Source organism: Brevundimonas sp. UBA7664 (genome assembly GCF_002483305.1).
Taxonomy (GTDB): Bacteria; Pseudomonadota; Alphaproteobacteria; order Caulobacterales; family Caulobacteraceae; genus Brevundimonas.
Map to the genome: position 1 here is coordinate 1 of NZ_DLHQ01000062.1, position 20,112 is coordinate 20,112.

Below are 20,112 nucleotides of genomic sequence, written 5' to 3' on the forward strand. Positions count from 1 at the left end.
CGGCCGCTCCGCGCCCTCCCTGACCGCTTGTCGGCAAGCGGCGCTTGCGCCTGCCTGCGGTTCCGCGCCCGGTGTTGACTAACACTGTCCTCCGGCCGACAAGGCCTGACCCTTATTCCAGCGGTCCCGGCGCTCTTCAGCGGCGGGGCCGTCTCGCTTTTGGAGGTCTTCCCCGTGTCCACTGAACATCTGATGGGTGTCTACAACCGTGCGCCGCTGGAAGTGGATCGGGGTCAGGGCGCGCGTCTGTGGGCGAAGGACGGGACCGAATACCTCGACTGCGTCATGGGCATTTCGACCAACGCCCTCGGCCACGCCAATCCGATCCTCGTCCAGGCGGTCAAGGACCAGGCCGAGAAGCTGTGGCATGTCTCCAACATCTTCAAGATCCCGGGGCAGGAAGCCCTGGCCGACGCCCTGTGCGAAAAGTCGTTCGCGGACGTCGTCTTCTTCACCAACTCGGGCACCGAGGCGGTCGAGTGCGCGATCAAGACGGCGCGCCGGTTTCATTTCGCCAACGGCCAGCCCGAGCGGATCGACATCTACGGCTTCGACGGCTCGTTCCACGGCCGGACCTACGGCGCGATCAACGCGGCGGCCAACCCCAGCTACACCAACGGCTTCGGCCCGCCGATGGAGGGTTTCCACCAGCTGGTCTTCGGCGACCATGAGGCCCTGAAGGCCGCCATCGCCAATCCGAACACCGCCGCCATCATCGTCGAGCCAGTGCAGGGCGAGGGCGGCTGCCGCGCCATTCCCGAGGTCTGCCTGCGCGGCCTGCGCGAGCTGTGCGACGAATACGGCGTCCTGATCATCTTCGACGAGGTCCAGTGCGGCATGGGCCGGACCGGCAAGTTGTGGGCCCATGAATGGGGGGGCATGACCCCCGACATCATGGCCATCGCCAAGGCCCTGGGCGGCGGCTTCCCCATCGGCGCCTGCCTCGCCACGAACCACGCCGCCACCGGCATGGTCGTCGGCGTGCACGGCTCGACCTTCGGCGGCAATCCCCTGGCCATGGCCGTCGGCGCCGCCGCCTTCGCCGAGATCTCGAAGCCTGAGACCCTGGCCCACGTCAACGAGATCGCCGGCTATCTGAAGCAGCAGCTGCATGGGCTGAAGGAGCGCTTCCCCGACGTGATCGTCGAGGTGCGCGGCAAGGGTCTGCTGATGGGCATGAAGCTGGTCCCGAACAACCGCGAATTCATGGGCTGGGCCCGCGACGAGGCGCATCTGCTGGTCGCCGGCGGCGGCGACAATCTGGTCCGCATCCTGCCGCCCCTGAATTTCACGCTGGACGAAGCCCGCGAGGCTGTCGAACGTCTCGAGAAGACCTGCGAGTTCGCCCGCGCGAAGCTGGCCGCGGCCTGACCGGAGACCTGAAGATGGTCCGCCACTTCCTCGACCTCTACAGACTGGAAGCCGGGGACCTGCGCGCCATCGTCGATGACGCCCACGCCCGCAAGTCGGCCCGCAAGGGCTGGCCCAAGGGCCGCGCCGACGCCGATGCGCCGGCGAAAGACCGCGTCCTGGCGATGATCTTCGAGAAGAACTCGACCCGCACCCGCTTCAGCTTCGACGCCGCCATCCGCCAGCTGGGCGGGGCCTCGATCATCGCCAACGCCGGCGACATGCAGCTGGGCCGCGGCGAGCCGGTCGAGGATACGGCCCGCGTCCTGTCGCGCATGGTCGACGCCGTGATGATCCGCGCCAACAGCCACGAGGACGTCGAACGCTTCGCCCGCGTCTCGACCGTGCCGGTGATCAACGGCCTGACCGACCGCTCGCACCCGTGCCAGATCCTGGCCGACATCATGACCATCGAGGAGGCCCGCGGCCCGATCGCCGGCAAGACGATCGCCTGGGTCGGGGACGGCAACAACGTCTGCCACAGCTTCATGCACGCGGCGCCGAAACTGGGCTTCCACCTCAACGTGGCCTGCCCGGCCGACTATCATCCCGACCTGCACGACCTGGCCCGCGGCGGCGACCACGTCACCTTGACCAGCGACCCGCGCGAGGCCGTGGCCGGCGCTGACGTCGTGGTCACCGACACCTGGGTGTCGATGGGCGACGGCGACTATGAGGCGCGGCTGGAAGCCTTCGAAGGCTATGGCGTCGATGATCGGCTGATGGACGCCGCCGCCGGCGACGCCGTCTTCCTCCACTGCCTCCCCGCCCACCGCGGCGAGGAGGTCACCGACGCCGTCATCGACGGCCCCCGCTCGCTGGTCTGGGACGAGGCCGAGAACCGCATCCACGCCCAGAAGGCCGTGCTGGCGTGGTGTTTCGCGGGCTAGCCAGCAAAAAGGGGCGGCCATTCGACCGCCCCTTCAGTCCGTCGCATACCCGACGGCGCCTATTGCAGATTGACGTCCGCGACTCCGCCGGCGTCGGGCAAGGTCTTGGTGAGATTGGCCTTGGCGACCTCATAGAAGAAGCGGGCCGGACCCTTCTTCGACACCCAGATGCGCCCGTCGTCGGCGTCGAAGCGCAGCAGGGTCAGGTGCGGGTCGTCCTTGCCCTCGGGATACCAGGCGGCGAGGATCGGATTCCAGTGCTTGTCGATCAGCGCGGCATTGCGCGGGGCCACCGACAGCGTGCCGTGGATGCAGGCCCAGACCTCCTGGTCCTTCGAGCCATAGGTGAACATGGCCGACTGGTCGGGAATGGCGGCATCCTTCGCCAGGTCGGTGTCGTCGCGGGTGAAGAACCAGATCGTGCCGGTCTCTTCCTCGCGGAAGGCGGTCATCGGCTGGCTGTGATAGCCGGGCTGGTCGAGGCCCAGCATGCCGGTGTTGGACGTCTTGAGGTGGTCCCAGAATTCCTTCTCGGCCTCGGCGGCGGTGAGGGTCTTGTCGCCCATCGGTGCATCTCCTGATCTCGGGGGGTGGATCAGGAATGACCGGAGGCCGGACCGGTTCCGGCCGGGCGTCGCCTAGTACGGCCGCTGGGGCACGCCCATCAGGGTCCCGAGGTGGATGGCCAGGATGAAGACTGCAGCGCCGGACAGCAGCATGATGAAACGCCACGGGATCATGCGCACGCCGCGCGTCAGGTCCCAGGGCCGGGAGCCCCTCCAGCCGGCGAAGACGGCCAGGGCCAGGGCGGCGACAAACAGGGCGAGGGTGACGGTCAGAGTCATCCGCGCGAGGTGGTCCGTCGGAGGTCCCGACGCAAGGGCGAATTCCTTGCCGGGAGGTTAATCTTCATCTGCCGTTAACCACGTCGGCGCGAGATATTCATCGGGTCGCGGCGCTTTCCACAGGAAGATGGGGACACCGCTATATCTTGGGGTTAACCACGCGTTTACACCCATCATCTTGGCGTTTAGCGTTCGACATATGGGTCGGGAGACGAATCAGTGAGCGCAGCCGCGGCGCCTTGGAGCGTGAAGGGCATCGAGCCCAAGGCGCGCGAGATCGCCAAGGACCTCGCCCGTCGCTCCGGCATGACGCTGGGCGAGTGGCTCAACACGATCATCATGGAAGACGGCGACGACGACGAAGGCGGCTTCACGCCCCTGTCGCGCCGTCCCCATGCCGCCGAGAGCATCGACCGGCGCGGCCGCAGCCGCCGCGTGGACGACGCCTACGGATCGGGCGCCAGCGAAGACCAGCTGCAGCGTCTCGGCGCCTCGATCGACGCCATCGCCGCCCGGCTGGAGGCCGCCGAGCGCCGCTCGACCGTCGCCATCCAGGGCGTCGACCAGGCCGTCTCCGGCCTGGTGCGCCGGCTGGAAGGGCAGGACCAGACCGGCAAGGCCTATGGCCGCCGCATCGACGACATCGCCGAGGAGCTGCGCGAGGGGCACAAGCGCCTGCGCCGCTTCGAGCAGGAGATCGGCCCCCAGACCGCCGAGACCTTCGGCAAGGTCGAGACCACGATGGGCGCGCTCGCCGGCCGCCTGTACGACATCGAGGAGCGCCAGCGCTCGGGCGTCAACGAACTGCGCCAGCGGATGGACGCGGTCGAGAAGGCCGCCGGCCCCGGCGTCGGCGCCGACCTTCTGGCCCAGGTCGGTCAGAGGCTGGATCAGGCCCAGAACCGGACCGCCGAGGCGCTCCGGAACTTGCAGAGCTCCTTCGCCGGACTGGACCAGCGGCTGCGCGCCGCCGAGTCGCGGGTCGAGCCCGAGGGGGCCCGCGAGGCGGCCCGGTTCGAAAAGCTGGCCGAGACGCTGAGCCGTCAGGTCGAGGGCAATCGCGCCGAGATGATGCGCCGGCTCGACACCGCCGAGACCGAAGGCCGGATGGACCGCATCGAGCGCGCCGTGCTGGCCATCGGCGATCAGGTCAAGACCTCCGAGGAACGCTCCGCCAAGGCGGTCGAGGCCATGGGCCACGAGGTCCTGCGCATCGCCCAGAACCTGAACGGCCGGGTCCAGTCGATCGAGACCGATACGCCGGTCCGATTCGAGCAGCTGAGCCGCAAGGTCGAGACCGACATGGGCCGGTTCGCCCAGGGCATCGAGCAACGGCTGACCGCGACCGACGACCGTCACGCCCTGGCGCTGGAGAAACTCGGCGGCGAGATCACCCGCATCTCCGACCGGCTGAGCGAACGCATTGCCCAGTCCGAGCGGCGCTCGCAGCAGGCGCTGGAAGACATCGGCCGCCGCCTCGCCGACAGTTCCGCCCGTATCGAACAGGGCTACGACCGCGCCTCGGGCGAACTGGCCGAGCGTATGCGGATGTCGGAAGAGCGCACGGCCGCCCTGATCGCCGAGGCGCGCGGCAATATCGAGCGCCGCGCCGAGCCGGCCCAGCCCGCGCCGGTCGCCCCGGATTCGGACTGGCGGGCGGCCGCCTTCCCCGACGCCGCCTTCCCGGACGCGCCCTTCGCGGACACCGTGTTCGACGATCCGATCTATGCCGAGCAGCAGGCCTGGTCCGCCGACCTGGCGCCGCCGGAACCGGCCGCCGCGCCGTCGCCCGGCGCCGCGCTCGCCGCCGACGCCCTCTTCGACGCCGTCATGCGCGGGGAGCGCGCCGACGAGGCTTCGCCGCCCGCGGTCGCGCCGACGCCGTTCGGCAGCCGTCCCGCGGCCACCTCGCTGGCCGAGGACGTCGGGCCCGCGCCGCAGATCCCGGCCTTCACGCCGCCGCCCTTCCAGGCCGCGGCTCCTGCCGTCCAGCCGGACCAGCCTTCCGCCCCGACCGCCTTCGGACAGGGGTTCGGCGGCGCCGATGTTTCGGATGCGCTGGCCGCGACCGCGCCCGGAAATCGCGAGCCGGGCGCCTTTGATCCCGGACATCACGAGTTCGACGGCGAGACGGATTTCGTCGACCCGCGGGCCCTGCGCGCCGCGGCGGCGCAAGGGCGCGCCTCATCGACGCGCCAGACCATCGACGCGGCCCGCGCCGCCATGGCCGCTCCGGAGGCGGAGGCACCCGCCCGCTCGGGCTTCGGCCTGAAGCGCGGCGGCAAATCGCGTTTGCAGGAACGCCTCGACAAACAGGCCGCCAAGGACGGCGGCACGGTCCGCAAGGCGCTGGGCGCCTCGGCCGTCGCGGTGCTGCTCACCGCCGGCGGCGTCTATGCGACGGGACAACTGACCGGCTCGGGTCTCAGCATCCCCGGCTTGCCGGGCGCGGAGACGGCCTCGCCCATCGCCGCTCTGGCTGTGGTTCCGGCCGCGCCGACCCCGGCCGAACTGGCGCGCGGTGAGGAACTGTACCAACGGGCGACTGAACTGCTGGACGCGGACGACGTCGCCGGAATCGAAACCCTGAAACAGGCTGCCGCAACCGGCTATACGCCGGCCCAGCTGCACCTGGCCGGCCTCTATCAGGACGGGCTCAAGGGGGTCGCCGTCAATCTGTCGGAGGCGCGGGCGTGGATGCGTCGCGCGGCCGACGGCGGCGACGCCCGGGGCATGCACGCCTACGGTATGTATCTGTTCGACGGCGCCGGCGGGGAGCCGGACCGGGACGAAGCCATGACCTGGCTGAAGCGGGCCGCTGAAGCCGGCCTGGTCGACAGCCAGTACAACGTCGCACGGCTCTATGAGACCGGCGACGACGGCATCCGGCCCGACCTGACCGAGGCCTACAAATGGTATCTGATCGCGGCGCGCGCCGGGGATGGCGACGCCCAGTCGGCGGTCGAGCGCCTGCGGGAATCCGTCCCGGCGGCGGCCCGCGGCAAGGCCAGGGCGGACGCCGACCGGTTCACGGTCGAGCCGCTCGCCTGAGACGCGAGACCCGAGCTTTTCTGGCGCATCGGGTGGCGGGGGCCATCGGGTGGGTCTAGGACACCAGCACTTCCGTCGTCGCCTTTCCGGCGCCTAGCCTCAGTTCCAGCCGAAGGCGCGTCCTTTGGATATCTATCTGCCGATCGCCGAGGTTTCGGTGAACTGGCCGCTCCTGGTTCTGCTGGGCGCGGTGGTCGGATTCGTGTCCGGACTGTTCGGCGTCGGGGGCGGCTTCCTGATGGCGCCGATCCTGATCTTCATGGGAATCCCGCCGGCGGTGGCCGTGGCCAGCCAGGCCAGCCACGTCGTCGCCTCCTCGACCTCGGGCGTGATCAGCTACACCAGCCAGAAGGCGGTCGATTACCGGATCGGCGGGGTCATGGCGGTCGGCGGCGTCGTCGGCGCGTTGCTGGGAGTCGAGCTGTTCCGCTATCTGCGTCTGCTCGGCCAGGCCGATATGGCGGTGGCGGTCTCCTACCTGCTCTTCCTCGGCGCCATCGGCACCCTGATGCTCTACGAGAGCCTCGGCCAGATCCTGCGCCGGGTCCGCGGCGAGGTCGTGCCGCACAAGGAGCGTCGCCGGCCGCTGTGGCTCTACGGCCTGCCGCTGAAGATGCGTTTCCCGCGCTCGGGCCTCTACATCAGCGCCATCCCGCCGTTTGCCCTGGGCGGCTTCGCCGGGGTCCTGTCGGCGATCATGGGGGTCGGCGGCGGCTTCATCCTGGTGCCCGCCATGCTCTATGTGCTGCGCATGAAGGCGAGCGTGGTGGTCGGCACCAGCCTGTTCCAGATCATCATCGTCACGGCCATGACCACCATCCTCCAGGCGGGCCGCAACCAGACCGTCGACATCGTCCTGTCCACCCTCCTCCTGTTGGGCGGGGTCGTCGGCGCCCAGTACGGGGCGCGGCTGTCGGGGCGGTTCCGGCCCGACGTCCTGCGGGCCTTCCTGGGCCTGATCGTCCTCCTGGTCGGCATCCAGATGGGGCTGGACCTGTTCGTCCGTCCGTCGGACCTGTTCGCCTTCGCGCCGGGGGTGACGGAATGATCCCGACCCTGCCCCCGCCGCCGCCCGTCCTCTCCGCGCCGGCCCCGGAACGCTCCGTCGGCACGGTCGGCCAGATCCGCGTCGCCGCCGCCATGACCGACGCCCGCGTCCGGGTCGATTCCAGTTTCAGCGGCGCCTCGATCGTCCTCTATGGCGCGGTGTTCAACCCGACCGACCGGCCGGCCGATGTGGTGGTCGTGGTGCGCGGCCCCGACGGGCCGGTCCGTCTGGTCAAGAAGACCCGCAACATGGGCTTCTGGCTCAACAGCCGGCCTGTGTTGTTTGAGGGCGCGCCGGGCTTCTACATGACGGCCTCGACGCGGCCGCTGTCCGACATCGCCGACTTCGGCCAGCTGAGGCGGCTGGGCGTGGGCCTCGATCACCTGCGCATCAACGCCCCGCAGGAGAGCCGCACCGTCACCCGCTATGGCGTGCGCGACGTGGTCGTCAGCCGTCTGGGCGAGGACTATCTGGACTACCGCCGCGCCGTGATCCGGCTGCGCGAGGCGGCGGCCCTGTACAACACCGACCCGGACGGGGTGGAGTTCGTCGACGCCGGCCTGTTCCGCGCCGAGCTGGAGCTGCCCGCCGTGGCCCCGACCGGCCAGTATTTCGCCGAGGTCTGGCTGTTCCAGGACGGCGAGCCGGTCTCGGTCAGCAACCTGACCCTGACCGTCGAAAAGGTCGGCATCGAGCGCGACGTCTATGAGTTCGCCCACCGGCGGCCGTGGAGCTACGGGATCCTGTCCGTCCTGCTGGCGGCCTTCACGGGATGGGGGGCGAGCCGGGTGTTCAGACGGCAGTGATGCCGGCGCTCACACAAATTGCGATCGCCTTCCTGAGCGTTCTGGCTCTTCGCCTCGTCGTCGTTCGACTGCTTCCCAAATCCCTCGGCTGGAAGCGCTCCGCGATCGCGTACGGCTGCCTGATCGCATGGGTCAGCCTCTGCCTGTTGGTTTTGGCCTTGAGCGAGATGCCACTCTACGGCTTCGACAAAACCAATCTACGCCACATCGCCGGCTATTGGGCGATGTGGATCGGCGTCCTCGGGGCCGTCGGTATCCCGATAGTCGTTCTCCTGGATACGATGACGGCGCTGCTGAAAGGGTGGATTGGGCGTTAGTCTGTATCAGCCCGCCGCGAACTCGCTCAGCGCGTCGATCACCGCCCGGTTCTGGTCCTCGGTCCCCACCGTGATGCGCAGGCAGTCGGGCAGGCCGTAGCCGCCGACCGGACGCACGATGATCCCCTTCGAGTTCAGATACTCGTTGGCCGCCGCGGCGTTGCGCGCCTCGTCGGGGAAGCGGACCAGGACGAAGTTTCCGGCCGAGGGGAAGACGTCAAAGCCGAAGCCCTTGATGGCCTGCGTCAGGCGCGGCCGCCAGGCGTGGACCAGATCGCGCGAGGCCTTCTGGTGAGCCTCGTCGCCGAGGGCGGCGACCGCGGCCTCGATGCCGGGGACGGAGACATTGAACGGCAGCCGGATGCGGTCGACCGCCTCGGCCACCTTCAACGGCGCATAGCCGAAGCCGATGCGCAGGCCGCCCAGGCCGTGGATCTTGGAGAAGGTGCGGGTGACGATGATGTTGTCGCTGTCGCGAGCCAGGGGGAAGCTGGTCTCCCAGTCCGGCTCGGCGACGAACTCGGCATAGGCCTCATCGATGACCAGCAGGATGTGCGGCGGCAGGGCCTCGTGCAGGCGCCGGATCTCCTCGGCCGTATTGTAGCTGCCGGTCGGGTTCGAGGGGCTGGAGACATAGACGATGCGGGTGCGGTCATCGACCTCGGCCAGGATAGCCTCGGGCGTCAGCCGGAAGTCGGGCTCGGGCGCCAGCTTGACCGAGGCCTGGTTGGCGAGGGCGCTGATGCGATAGGCTAGGAACCCGTATTTGCCGCTGACGATATTGTCGCCGGCGGTCAGATAGGTCTGGTTCAGCAGGGCGAAAACCTCGTCCGAGCCATTGCCGAAGATCAGCCGCTCGGGCTCCAGCCCATGATGGTCGGCGACCGCCGTCCGCAGCTTCGAGGCCCGGCCGTCCGGGTACATGTGGATCTGGCCCATGGCGGCCGCATAGGCCTCGCGCGCCTTCTCACCCGCGCCGAGCGCGTTCTCGTTGGACGACAGCTTCATCGGCTCGGCCACGCCGTCGATGCGCGACTTGCCGCCGACATAGGGGGCGATGTCGAGAATGCCGGGCTTGGGCGCGGGCGCGTCGGTCATGGGGCGGTCCTCGATATCAGAACTGGGGGGCGGCGCCGATGACGCCGGAAAGGCTGCCGGGCGCGGATGCGAGCCGCCCGTCCTCGGCCTGCACATAGCCCGCGAGCATGAACAGCTTCAAGCCGCCCGCTGCGATCAGCGGGCTGGCCGCGAGGCCGGCGGCGCCGAGCGCCTCGATGATACGGGCGTCCGGGGCTGTGCTGTCGGTGGCCCAGAAGGTGCGGTCGTCGCCGGTCGGACCCGGTTCCGCCTGCTGCACCATCAGGGTCCGCGGCAGGCCATGGCGGTCGTCGGGCAGGGCGGCGACCACGCGCAGGCCGGGCTCCGCCAGCAGCCGGCCCCACCAGGCCTTGCCCGGCGTCAGATCCATCAGCGCGCGCCCGCCCTCGCGGACAGCGACGAGCGCCGGCTCTGGCTCCGCGGCAATTCGCGCGGCCAGGCCGAAACGGTCGGCGGCGAGGACCTGGCTGGTCTGACCCCAGCTCACCAGCGGCGCGCCTGTGGCGGCGTCGACCCGGCCCAGAACGGCGCGGACGGCGGCGGTCTCGGTCTTCGACAGGCCGGTCAGGAGCGCGCGCAGGGCGATGGCGTCCGCATCCGGGGTCGGGCGCGGGCCGGCGGCGATCCGCCGCCGCACGGCCTCGGCCACGGCCCGGTCCAACGCCAGTCGTTCGGCGTCGCCGTCAGGCTCGCTCAGGAGCGCCGGCGGCATCAGAACAGCCGCGGCGCCGGGGCCAGGGCGAAGGGCCCCAGCCAGGTGCGGCCGTCGCGGAACTGGACCACCAGATCGACGCCCCGGTCGCCCGAGGCCGCCGTGGCCGCCGCCGCGCCAGCCGCACCCATGCGGTTGACCGCGCCCGAGCGCGATCCCGCCAGGCCGGAGATGGCCGCCATCGGCTTCTCGGCGGTCAGCGCCAGCGCGCCTTGCAGCCGTCCGTCGCGACCAGCCGACAGGGCGTCGCTGGAGATGACGGCGGTGCTGTCCCCGGCCTTCAGCCGGCCCCGGACCCGGGTGAACCGTCCCCCCGCCGCGGTCCAGGCGGCGAAGACCCCGGCGGAATCCATACCCCGCAGGCGGCTGGCGCCGACGACGGTGGCCTCGATGTCGGCGCTGAGCCGGCCCTGACGCGTCGCGCCCTCGACCGGGCCGCCCGGGCGGCCCCGGGCGTCGACAAGCCGGAACAGCACATCCATCTCGTCGGTCGCGGCGATCCCGTCGGTGAGGTGCGGCCGGGTCTCCAGCTGGATGCGCTCGGCAGAGGCGATGGGGAAGGGTTCGGCGTCGCCGTGGGCGGTGAAGGTCGGCCGGATCATCTCGGCCCTGAGATCGGGGAACCGGTCGGTCAGATGGCTGATGCTCATGCGCAGGCCGTCTCCGCCGATGCCGACCTTGCCCTTGCCGGCGCGGGTCAGGGTCAGGCCGTCGGGAGCGATGATGACCCAGCGGTCGGGGTTCCAGGCATTGGCCTCGGCGACCAGTTCGGGCGCCGCGACGCCGTGGCCGGACGGGGCCAGAATCTCGGCGTGGGGAATCGACACCCGCGCCCGGAAGGGCCAGCCGGTGGTCGTCACATCGGCATGGGTGATGGTCCAGCCGTCCTGCCGCAAGGACTCGACCCGGGTCTCGAGCCGGGTCTCGATCTGGGTCGCCAGATAGAACCACCAGCCGGTCCAGCCGGCCAGCAGCAGGCCGACGATGATGAAGGGCGCGGCGAGGCCGCGGCGGGGGTGGCGGGTCGGGGTCGGGTGCGTATCGGTCATCGAGGATGGGTCTAGTCTGCCTTGAGGAACGCGCCAACCTGCTCCACCGCTTCGGCCAGTCCCATGCGCTGCACGTCCGTGCCGGGCGGCAGGCTGGCGAACAGCCGCGTGGGCGCGGCGGCGTCCAGCATGACGAAGACGCCCTTGTCGTCGGCGCGGCGAATCAGCCGGCCGAAGGCCTGGGCCATTTTGGCGCGGGCCAGGGCGTCGTCGAAATTGCGCCCGCCGCCGCCCTCGCCGCCGAAGCGCAGGCGGCGCGCCTTGTGCAGCAGGTCGGGCCGCGGCCAGGGCACGCGGTCGAAGGCGAGGATGCGCAAGCTGCGGCCCGGCACATCGACCCCGTCCCGGACCGCGTCGGTGCCCAGCAGGCAGGAATCCTGCTCGGCGCGGAACACATCGACCAGCGCCCCGACTTCCAGCGGATCGACGTGCTGGGCGTAGAGGGGGAGGCCCGCCTTCGCCAGATCGGGACCCAGCCGCTCATAGACCGCCTTCAGCCTTCGAATGGCGGTGAACAGGCCCAAGCCCCCGCCGCCCGCGGCGAGGAAGAGTTCGCGCATGGCCGCCGCCGTCTGGCGGGTGTCGTCCTTGACCAGGTCGTTGACGACAATGACCCGCGCATTGGCCGCATAGTCGAACGGGCTCTCGACCTTCAGCGTCCGCGCCGGCTCGATCAGCCGGGCCGAGCCGGTGCGCAGCCGGGCCATGTCGAAGGGATCGTCCGCGTTCGGATCGGACAGGGTGGCGCTGGTCACCAGCACGCCGTGGGCGGGCATGATCACCGCGGCCTCCAGCGGCACGGTCGGGTCGATCCAGTGGCGGCGCAGGGCCACGTCCATGATGCGGCCGAACGCGGCTTCCGCTGAAAGCCAGTCGAGAAAGTCGGGGTCGGGCTCGTCGGACGACACCTCCAGCGCCGCCAGCATCGAGCGCCAGCCGGGCAGGGTCATGCGGGCGCGGCGATCGAGACCGCGCAGGGCCCCTTCGATGCGGGCGCGCGACGCGCCGTCCAGATCGGCCGCCTCGTCGTCGAGGATGTCCTCGAGGTGTCGCGACAGGGCCAGCAGCGGCGCTTCGACAGCGGCGAGCGCCTGCGCGGCCTCGCGCGCGGCCTCCAGCACCGGCTCGGTGACGGGGCGCAGCGAGCATTCCATGCCGAATTCGACGCCACTGCCGGACGCATTCTCGCTCGTCCGTGCCCGGAGTTGTTCCAGCGCAGCCAGCAGGAAGCGCTCAATCGGCCCGACCGGATTGACCTCGCCCGAGGCCGGAGCGATGCGGCCGGAGACGCCCTCGCCGGGCAGCTGCGCCGCGGCGCGGACCGCGTCCTGAAGCGCTTTCGTCGCCGCCTCGTTGTCGGCGCAGAGGTCACCGAGTCGCTGCTCCAGACCGCGCCCGCGCCGTCCGCGCCCCTCGGGCCCGCGCAACCAGCGACGCAGCTCGGCGGCTTCCTGTCCCGACAGGCAGGCCGAGAAGGCGCTGTCGGCGGCGTCGAACAGATGGTGGCCCTCGTCAAAGACGATCCGCTTCAGCGCCGCCGTCTCGCCATCCTGTTTCAGACCGCGCGCCGACCGGGCGCCGTCGAAGGCGGCCTGGGTCATGACCAGGGCGTGGTTGGCGACGACGAGGTCGGCCCGGCGGCTGGCGCGGATGGTCTTCTCGACGAAACAGGTGCGGTAGTGGGGGCAGGCGGCGTGGACGCATTCGCCGCGCCGGTCGACCAGGTTGGCGGCGCTGGCCTGATGGCTGGGGCCCGTGGCGAACAGGCCGGGCAGCCAGCCCGGATAGTCGCCGCCGGTCATGTCGCCGTCGCGCGTATGCATGGCCCAGCGGCTGGCCAGGGCCATGCCGATCAGGTCGCCGTTCCCCAGCTGGGCCGCCTGAACCATGTCCTGCAGGTTCAGCAGGCAGAGGTAGTTTTCGCGGCCCTTGCGCACGACGGTCTTCTTCTTGCGCTCCACGGGATCGGGCCACAGGGCAGCGCTTTCGCGGTCGATCTGACGCTGCAGGGCGCGGGTGTAGGTCGAGACCCAGGCGGCGCCCTGATTGCGCTCGGCCCACAGGCTGGCGGGGGCGAGGTAGCCGAGGGTCTTGCCCGTGCCCGTGCCGGCCTCGGCCAGCAGGAACCGGGGTCGGCCCTCCTCATTGCGCGGCGAGAAGGCGTAGGCGGCCTCAGCGGCATAGTCGGACTGGGTCGGGCGGGTCTCGTCGAGGCCCGAGGCCTGAAGCAGTTTTTCGAGACGGATGCGGGCGCTCTCGCTGTCGACGGGGGCGGAGCCGGCCTCGCCGCGCGGGGCCTCGTCCTCCCATTCCGGCAGGCGCGACCAGACGTCGAGCCCGCTGCCGCGATGGTTGCGGTCGCGGACGGGTAGGTGCTGCAGGGCGCCCGAGACGCGCCAGGCCCACGACCAGCCGGCGCGGCCCAGGGTCTCGGCGAGGGTGAAGGCGGCCTCGCGGTCGGGATAGGCCGGGTCAGCCAGTTCGCGCAGCAGGCCGTCGGCGGCGTGGCGCAGGGCCTCGGCCTGGGCCTCGGCGCCCTTCGGCTCGCTCATCCCCATGGCCAGGGCCAGGCCGCTGGGCGAGGGGGCGCAGAAGCGGGCGGGCCGGACGAAGGCGAACAACTCCAGCACGTCCAGCAACTCGGTCGAGCGGGCCGGCGGGGCGATGCCGAGGCGGCGGGCGGTCAGGCTGGCGTGGGCGACCATGACGGGGGCGGTGGTGAAGGCCCCCTCGGCCGCACCCCGCCCGATCTTCCTCGCGCCCTCGCCATCGCAGATCGCCCCCGCGCCCGGCGGAACGGCGAGCGCCGGCGGCAGGGCCAGCCATGGCTCGGCGCCGGTCAGGGCGGCGGCGGAGGTGAGGGAGTCGGTGGACACGACCGATTGATAGCGGCTAACGGCACGAAACGGAACGGGAACATCTGGCGGAGTTGGACCTATGCGCCTATCCTGCCGGTCATGTCCGCACGCAAGCCACAACTGAAGGTGTCCAACATTGTGATGGCCTGCATCGTCGTAGCATTGATGCTGGTCGCCGCGCTGTTCTTGGTCGTCGGACCAAACCCGGGAGCCTTTCTGAATCCCGATGCCTGTTACGATGCTCGGGGCGCGATGATTTCGTGCGAGGACTAGCCGGCGAGACGGGGGTAGCGCTTTCCCCCCTCTTCGCCGACTGGTTCGCGCGGCGCGGCTGGTCGCCGCGCAGGCACCAGCTGGAGATGATCGCGGCCGCCGAGGCAGGGTCGCACGCCCTGCTGGTCGCGCCGACGGGCGGCGGCAAGACCCTGGCGGGCTTCCTGCCGTCTCTGGTGGAGCTCGCCGAGCGGGGGCCGCGGCCGGCGTTCGGGCCCGGTTCGGGGGTGCACACCCTGTATCTGTCGCCGCTCAAGGCCCTGACCACCGACGTCGAGCGCAATCTGATGACCCCGATCCGCGAGATCGGGCTGAACATCCATGTCGAGAGCCGGACGGGCGATACGAAACAGTCGAAGAAGCAGCGGCAACGGGAGAATCCGCCCGACATCCTGCTGACCACGCCCGAACAGCTGGCCCTGTTCTGCGCCTGGGACGGGGCGCGGGCGTATTTCGCCGACCTGAAATGCGTCGTGCTGGACGAGGTGCATGCGATCTGGAGCGGCAAGCGGGGGGACCTTCTGTCGCTGGGCCTGGGTCGGCTGCAGCAGTTCGCGCCGGGCATGCGGCGGGTGGCGCTGAGCGCGACCGTGGACGATCCGGAGATGATCGCGGACTGGCTGAGGCCCGGTGTGGAGGCCCCCGTCGCCATCGTCCGCGGCGACCCCGGCGCGCCGCCCGTGGTCGATGTGCTGGTCAGCGAGGGCAAGGTGCCGTGGGCCGGCCATACCGGCCAGCACGCCATCCCCGAGGTCTATGAGGCGCTCAAACGCTCCGGAATGACCTTGATCTTCGTCAACACGCGCTGGCAGGCGGAGTTCGTCTTCCAGTCGTTGTGGGCCATCAACGACGACGACCTGCCGATCGCCCTGCACCACGGCTCCCTGGCCGCCGAGCAGCGACGCAAGGTCGAGGCGGCGATGGCGCGGGGCGACCTGCGGGCCGTGGTCTGCACCTCGACGCTCGATCTCGGCATCGACTGGGGCGACGTCGATCTGGTCATCCAGCTGGCCGCGCCCAAGGGGGCCAGCCGGCTGGTGCAGCGGATCGGCCGGGCCAATCACCGGCTGGACGAGCCGTCGCGCGCCCTGATGGTGCCCGCCAGCCGGTTCGAGATGCTGGAATGCCAGGCCGCGCGCGAGGCGGTGGCCGAGAACGCCTTCGACTGGGAGCCGGTGCATACCGGCACGCTCGACACTCTGGCCCAGCACGTCATGGGTTGCGCCTGCTCCGAGCCCTTCGCCCTGGATGATCTGTATGCGGAGGTTACGGGCTGCGGCCCCTATCGCGGGCTCACGTACGAACAGTTCGAGGAGGTGGTCGATCTGGTCGCGACCGGCGGCTACGCCCTGCGCACCTATGAGCGGTTCGCGCGGATCGTCCGGACGCAGGACGGCAAGTGGAAGGTGCGCAACGCCCAGACGGCGCAGCGGCACCGGATGAACGTCGGGACCATCGTGGCGGCCGCGACCCTGAACGTGCGCATCGCCTCGCGCCGCGGCGGGGCGTCGAAACAGCTGATAGGCGGCCGCAAGGTCGGCGAGGCGGAAGAGAACTATTTCGAACAGATGTCCCCCGGCGACACCTTCGTCTTCGCCGGCCAGGTCTGGGCCTTCCAGGGCATCAACGGCATGGACGCGCTGGTCACCCATGCCCAGGACAGGGACCCCAAGATCCCGTCATGGGGCGGCTCCAAATTCCCCATGTCGACGTCGCTGGCCAGCCGGGTCAGGGCCATGATCCAGGACCGCGACCACTGGCGCGTGCTGCCGCCCGACGTGCAGGAGTGGTTGGAACTGCAGGAGGCGCGGTCGGTCATTCCCGACGCCGGGACCCTGCTGGTCGAGACCTTCCCGCGCGGCTCGCGGCATTTCCTCGTCGCCTATCCGTTCGAGGGCGGGCTGGCGCATGCGACCCTGTGCATGCTGCTGACGCGGCGGCTGGACCGGCTGGGCGTCGGGCCGCTGGGGTTCGTCTGCACCGACTATTCCCTGGCCATCTGGTCGATCAAGCCGATGGATGGTCTCGACCTCGGCGCCCTGTTCGAACCCGACATGCTGGGCGACGATCTGGAGAGCTGGCTGGCCGAGAGCTTCATGATGAAGCGCACCTTCCGCAATTGCGCCCTGATCTCGGGGCTGATCGAGAAGCGCCAGCCGGGCAATGAGAAGACCGGGCGGCAGGTGACCTTTTCGACGGACCTGATCTACGACGTGCTGCGCCGCCACCAGCCCGACCATCTGCTGCTCAAGACCGCCCGCGCCGACGCCGCCGCGGGCCTGCTGGACGTGGCCCGGCTGGGCCAGCTGCTCGAGCGGATCCGGGGCCAGATCCGGCATGTGCCGCTGGAGCGGCCCTCACCCTTCTGCGTGCCGGTGCTGGTCCAGATCGGGCGCGAGCGGGTCGGCGGCGGCCAGGCGGCGGAGATGATCCTCGACGCCAATGCCTATGGATTCGACGAGGCGGAGCTGATCGCCGAGGTGATGGCGTGAAGGCGCGCCCACAGCCCCCTCTCCCATTGGGAGAGGGCTTGAGCCTCCGGGAGCGAAGCGATCGGCAAGGCGAAAGGGTGTGGGTCGACGGTTTCAGTCGGCGTAAGCCGCACCCCGATCCCTGCGACGGCTCACGCCGACTGCAACCGTCGACCCTCATCCGACCGCTTTGCGGCCACCTTCTCCCAATGGGAGAAGGACGATGAACGCCGCGCTGAAGCAGGCCCTGTCCCCGGCGCGCTGCCCCAGCGGGGGCCTGCGCGTCTCCATCGAAGGCGAGCCCTGCGTGCTGCGCTGTTCGGGGGCTCTATGGGTGCTGAACCATCAGACCCTGATCGCGGCCGACCTGCATCTGGAGAAGGGCTCGGCCTTTGCCGCCCGCGGCCAGATGCTGCCGCCCTACGACAGCCGGGCGACGCTGGACCGGCTTGAGGCCGAGATCGACGCCCTGCAGCCGGCGGCGGTCGTGCTGCTGGGTGACAGCTTCCACGACGCGGCCTCGGTGAGCCGGATGGCGACGGACGACAAGGCGCGGCTGGACCGGCTGGCGGCGGGCCGCGACTGGATCTGGCTGGAGGGCAACCACGACATCGCCGCCCTCGCCGGGGCGATGGACGATCTCGTGGGCGAGGTGGTGGAAACGATGGCGCTGGGCTCCCTGCGCCTGATCCATGAGCCGCAGCCGGGCGTGCAACCGGGCGAGATCGCCGGCCACCTGCACCCGGCGGCGCGGGTCGCGGCGCACGGGCGCGGCGTGCGGCGGCCGGCCTTTGTGACGGACGGACGGCGCGCGGTGCTGCCGGCGTTCGGGGCGTTCACGGGCGGGCTGGATGTGCGGGACCCGGCGATCGCGGGGCTGTTCGGAGAGCCGCCTATGGCTGCGGCGTTGGGACGGGACCGGGTGCATGCGCTGGCGTGGGAGGCGCTGCGATAGGGTTTCGCACAAGCAGCGCGTTTGACGCCGTCTCGATCCGCTCCTCCAGCTGCGCCATGAACGCGTCCCGCTTCAAACCCGCCGGGATCGCCGGCAGAAACTCATAGACCACCGTCCCCGGGTACCGGCGGAACCCGTGTGCGGGCCAGTGGACGCCCGAATTGGTCGCCATCGGGGTGCAGGGGCAGTCGAGGTCGCGGTACAGCGCCGCGATCCCGGGCTTGTAGTCGGCGGGGGCGCCGACGGGCGCACGGGTGCCTTCCGGGAAGATCAGCATCTGACGGCCCTCGGCGAACCGCAGGCGCGCCTGTCTGACCATGTCCTTCAGCGCCTTCGAATGGGCCGAACGGTCGACGGCGATCATCTTCGTCTTGACCGCAAACCAGCCGAAGAAGGGCAGGGGCGCCAGTTCCTTCTTCATGATGAAACAGTTGTCGGGCAGGACCGCGAACGGGGCGATGACATCCAGCATCGACTGGTGTTTCCCGGCGATCAGGCAGGCCCCGACCGGCATATGTTCCACGCCCCGGAACTCGACCCTGACCCCCGCGATCCAGCGCAGGCCGAACAGGCAGAATTTCGACCAGTTGCGGATCACCCACATCGCCTGACGGTAGGGCATCAGCAGGGCCGGCGACAGGCCGACGGCGAACAGGGCCATCGACAGATAGAGCCAGGCGACGAACAGCAGCGACCGGATGGTGACCACTCAGGCGGCCTTTTCAGCCGGGGCGTCGGCGGGCGCTTCGGCCGTAACGGCTCGGCCGCCGCCGACGGTCGCGCGCGCCAGGGCGGCGAGGTATTTCATATATTCCAGCGTCATACGCCGCGCCGTCACCGCGGCCCTCCACCAGCGGGAATTGTCCAGCGACGGCGTCTCGACGGCATAGGAGGTCAGCTCGACGCCCGGTGCGGCGGCGCGGATCTCGGTCAGGGCGCGGGGCATGTGATAGTCCGAGGTCACCACGATCAGGCTGTCATAGCCCTTGGCGTCCGCCCAGGCGGCGATTTCCTGGGCGTTGCCGACCGTGTCCTCGGCCTCGAAGCCGAGGTCGACGCAGCAGTTGAACAGGCGGTTCGAACCGGGGGTCAGGGCGCGCAGCTCCTGGCGGCGGACCTCGCGGTTGACGCCCGAGATCAGCACCCGCTGGCCCTTGTCCTGCTCCAGAAGGCGGATGGCGGCGTTGACCCGTTCGGCCGAGGGGCCGGTCAGGGCCACGATGGCGTCGGCGCGGGTCGGCTCGGGCGCAGGCGTGAAGCCGCGCACGCGATCGGCGAAGGCGAACAGGCCGATCGTCCAGATCAGCACCAGAATGGCGATGAAGGTCAGAAACTTCATGCGCTTAACCTAGTGACCCCGCTTCAGCCGCGCCAGAGCGGTGAATCGCGCCGCCACAAGCGCCACCGTAGCCGCCAGCAGCGGACATGGCGAGAGAATCAACAGGTCGCTCCAGGCCAGCGGCAGGGCGGGGGTCACGCCCTCGGCCCCGCCGAGAAAACGCAGGCCCGCGACCAGGACCATGGCGACCAGCGCCCCGATGGCTCCCGCCCCGGCGGCCAGCAGGCCGTAACGGGCCTGGAAGAGGCCGGCGATGGCGCCGTCCGAGGCGCCGTTCAGGCTCAACGTATTGATCACCCCCGACTGCGCCGCCATCCCGGCCCGGGTGGCGTAGGCGACGGCGGCTCCGGCGGCGCCGGCGGTGAGCAGGAAGGCGGCGGCTGCAAGGAGGGTGATCAGACCCGCCGACCGCTCGACCTCGCCGCGCCACAGGCTGTGGTCGTCGACGGTGGCGTCCAGCCCGGCCTCGGCCAGGGCCCGGCCCAGGGTCACGGCGCTGGCCGGGGCGGACCGGTCCAGCCGCACCGTGACCAGATGCGGAATGGGCAGGTCGGGCAGGACGGCGTCGCCGATCCAGGGGCGCAACAGGGCCTCGGCGGTCTCGCGGTCCATGGCCTCGGCCTCGTCGACGCCCTCGACCCCGGCCAGGGTCTGGGCGGCGCGGGCAGCGGCCTCGGCCCCGGTCTCGCCGACGCGCGGGCGGACCTGCACCGTGGCCTCGGCCCGCAGCTCGCGGGCCCAGCCGTGGGCGGCGCGGTCCGCCGAAACGGCGCCGACGGCGGACAGGCAGGCGAGGAAGCAGAGGACGGCGATCAGCCCCGCCAGCCAGGCCTCGCCCCCCGCGCCGCGCGGCAGCAGGGGCGCGCGGCCGTTGAAAAGGCGGGCGATCATGCCGCGCCTCCCGTCAGGCGTCCGCCCTCCAGCCGCAGCACCGTCGCGCCGGACCGCTCGGCCAGGGCCTCGTCATGGCTGGCGATCAGCACCGTGGTG

The 20,112-nt window shown here is 70.6% G+C and carries 17 protein-coding genes; 8 read left to right on the forward strand and 9 right to left on the reverse strand.

The window, feature by feature from the left end:
* Positions 1 to 174 precede the first annotated feature (174 nt).
* Together B2742_RS14545 and argF are read left to right on the forward strand one after the other, a co-directional pair.
* Entirely contained in the window at positions 175 to 1,371 is a 1,197-nt protein-coding gene (locus B2742_RS14545) for an aspartate aminotransferase family protein (protein WP_292067683.1), read from the forward strand.
* A gap of 14 nt (positions 1,372 to 1,385) precedes the next feature.
* Positions 1,386 to 2,300: an ornithine carbamoyltransferase gene (gene argF, locus B2742_RS14550; RefSeq protein ID WP_414633075.1), complete on the forward strand. Its 915-nt coding sequence runs from the start codon at positions 1,386 to 1,388 to the stop codon at positions 2,298 to 2,300.
* 59 nt (positions 2,301 to 2,359) lie between these two features.
* On the opposite strand, the gene B2742_RS14555 is transcribed toward argF, so the two are convergent.
* Both B2742_RS14555 and B2742_RS14560 read right to left on the reverse strand, forming a co-directional pair.
* Complete coding sequence (locus B2742_RS14555; RefSeq protein ID WP_292067686.1) at positions 2,360 to 2,866, reverse strand: pyridoxamine 5'-phosphate oxidase family protein; 507 nt, start codon at positions 2,864 to 2,866, stop codon at positions 2,360 to 2,362.
* Between the two features lie 72 nt (positions 2,867 to 2,938).
* The gene (locus tag B2742_RS14560) at positions 2,939 to 3,145 is read right to left on the reverse strand and encodes a hypothetical protein (RefSeq protein WP_292067689.1); all 207 of its coding nucleotides are present in this window, start codon (positions 3,143 to 3,145) and stop codon (positions 2,939 to 2,941) included.
* Between the two features lie 219 nt (positions 3,146 to 3,364).
* Between B2742_RS14560 and B2742_RS14565 the strand changes: the two genes are divergently transcribed.
* The 4 genes from B2742_RS14565 to B2742_RS14580 all read left to right on the forward strand — a co-directional run bounded on the left by B2742_RS14565 (position 3,365) and on the right by B2742_RS14580 (position 8,367).
* Complete coding sequence (locus B2742_RS14565) at positions 3,365 to 6,196, forward strand: tetratricopeptide repeat protein (RefSeq protein WP_292067692.1); 2,832 nt, start codon at positions 3,365 to 3,367, stop codon at positions 6,194 to 6,196.
* 124 nt (positions 6,197 to 6,320) lie between these two features.
* Positions 6,321 to 7,244 (forward strand): sulfite exporter TauE/SafE family protein, encoded by a 924-nt coding sequence (locus B2742_RS14570; RefSeq protein ID WP_292067695.1) that lies wholly within the window; start codon positions 6,321 to 6,323, stop codon positions 7,242 to 7,244.
* Entirely contained in the window at positions 7,241 to 8,050 is an 810-nt protein-coding gene (locus B2742_RS14575; protein WP_292067698.1) for a TIGR02186 family protein, read from the forward strand. The genes B2742_RS14570 and B2742_RS14575 overlap by 4 nt, the downstream gene beginning before the upstream one ends.
* Positions 8,050 to 8,367, forward strand: coding sequence for a hypothetical protein (locus tag B2742_RS14580; protein WP_292067700.1), 318 nt, complete (start codon positions 8,050 to 8,052; stop codon positions 8,365 to 8,367). Before B2742_RS14575 ends, B2742_RS14580 begins: the two co-directional genes overlap by 1 nt.
* 6 nt (positions 8,368 to 8,373) lie before the next feature.
* Here the strand turns inward: B2742_RS14580 and hisC are convergent, their stop codons facing one another.
* Genes hisC through B2742_RS14600 form a run of 4 tightly spaced genes read right to left on the reverse strand, consistent with a single transcriptional unit; the run spans position 8,374 to position 14,069 of the window.
* Positions 8,374 to 9,465 (reverse strand): histidinol-phosphate transaminase, encoded by a 1,092-nt coding sequence (gene hisC / locus B2742_RS14585; protein WP_292067703.1) that lies wholly within the window; start codon positions 9,463 to 9,465, stop codon positions 8,374 to 8,376.
* Positions 9,466 to 9,481: 16 nt separating this feature from the next.
* Positions 9,482 to 10,177: a hypothetical protein gene (locus B2742_RS14590; protein WP_292067705.1), complete on the reverse strand. Its 696-nt coding sequence runs from the start codon at positions 10,175 to 10,177 to the stop codon at positions 9,482 to 9,484.
* Positions 10,177 to 11,226 (reverse strand): DUF2125 domain-containing protein, encoded by a 1,050-nt coding sequence (locus B2742_RS14595; RefSeq protein WP_292067707.1) that lies wholly within the window; start codon positions 11,224 to 11,226, stop codon positions 10,177 to 10,179. The genes B2742_RS14590 and B2742_RS14595 overlap by 1 nt, the downstream gene beginning before the upstream one ends.
* Positions 11,227 to 11,237: 11 nt before the next feature.
* A complete protein-coding gene (locus tag B2742_RS14600) occupies positions 11,238 to 14,069 on the reverse strand; it encodes an ATP-dependent DNA helicase (protein ID WP_414633076.1) in 2,832 nt (943 codons plus the stop codon).
* A gap of 374 nt (positions 14,070 to 14,443) precedes the next feature.
* Here B2742_RS14600 and B2742_RS14605 point away from each other — a divergent pair, with 374 nt between their 5' ends.
* Positions 14,444 to 16,849: a ligase-associated DNA damage response DEXH box helicase gene (locus tag B2742_RS14605; protein WP_414633077.1), complete on the forward strand. Its 2,406-nt coding sequence runs from the start codon at positions 14,444 to 14,446 to the stop codon at positions 16,847 to 16,849.
* Positions 16,850 to 17,051: 202 nt separating this feature from the next.
* The gene (pdeM, locus tag B2742_RS14610) at positions 17,052 to 17,783 is read left to right on the forward strand and encodes a ligase-associated DNA damage response endonuclease PdeM (protein WP_292067714.1); all 732 of its coding nucleotides are present in this window, start codon (positions 17,052 to 17,054) and stop codon (positions 17,781 to 17,783) included.
* On the opposite strand, the gene B2742_RS14615 is transcribed toward pdeM, so the two are convergent.
* Genes B2742_RS14615 through B2742_RS14625 form a run of 3 tightly spaced genes read right to left on the reverse strand, consistent with a single transcriptional unit; the run spans position 17,722 to position 20,013 of the window.
* Entirely contained in the window at positions 17,722 to 18,492 is a 771-nt protein-coding gene (locus B2742_RS14615; protein ID WP_292067716.1) for a lysophospholipid acyltransferase family protein, read from the reverse strand. The two genes, pdeM and B2742_RS14615, sit on opposite strands and share 62 nt — an antisense overlap.
* A complete protein-coding gene (locus B2742_RS14620) occupies positions 18,493 to 19,122 on the reverse strand; it encodes a YdcF family protein (protein WP_292067719.1) in 630 nt (209 codons plus the stop codon). It abuts the gene before it with no gap.
* Positions 19,123 to 19,131: 9 nt separating this feature from the next.
* The gene (locus tag B2742_RS14625; RefSeq protein WP_292067721.1) at positions 19,132 to 20,013 is read right to left on the reverse strand and encodes a cell division protein FtsX; all 882 of its coding nucleotides are present in this window, start codon (positions 20,011 to 20,013) and stop codon (positions 19,132 to 19,134) included.
* Between the last annotated feature and the right edge of the window lie 99 nt (positions 20,014 to 20,112).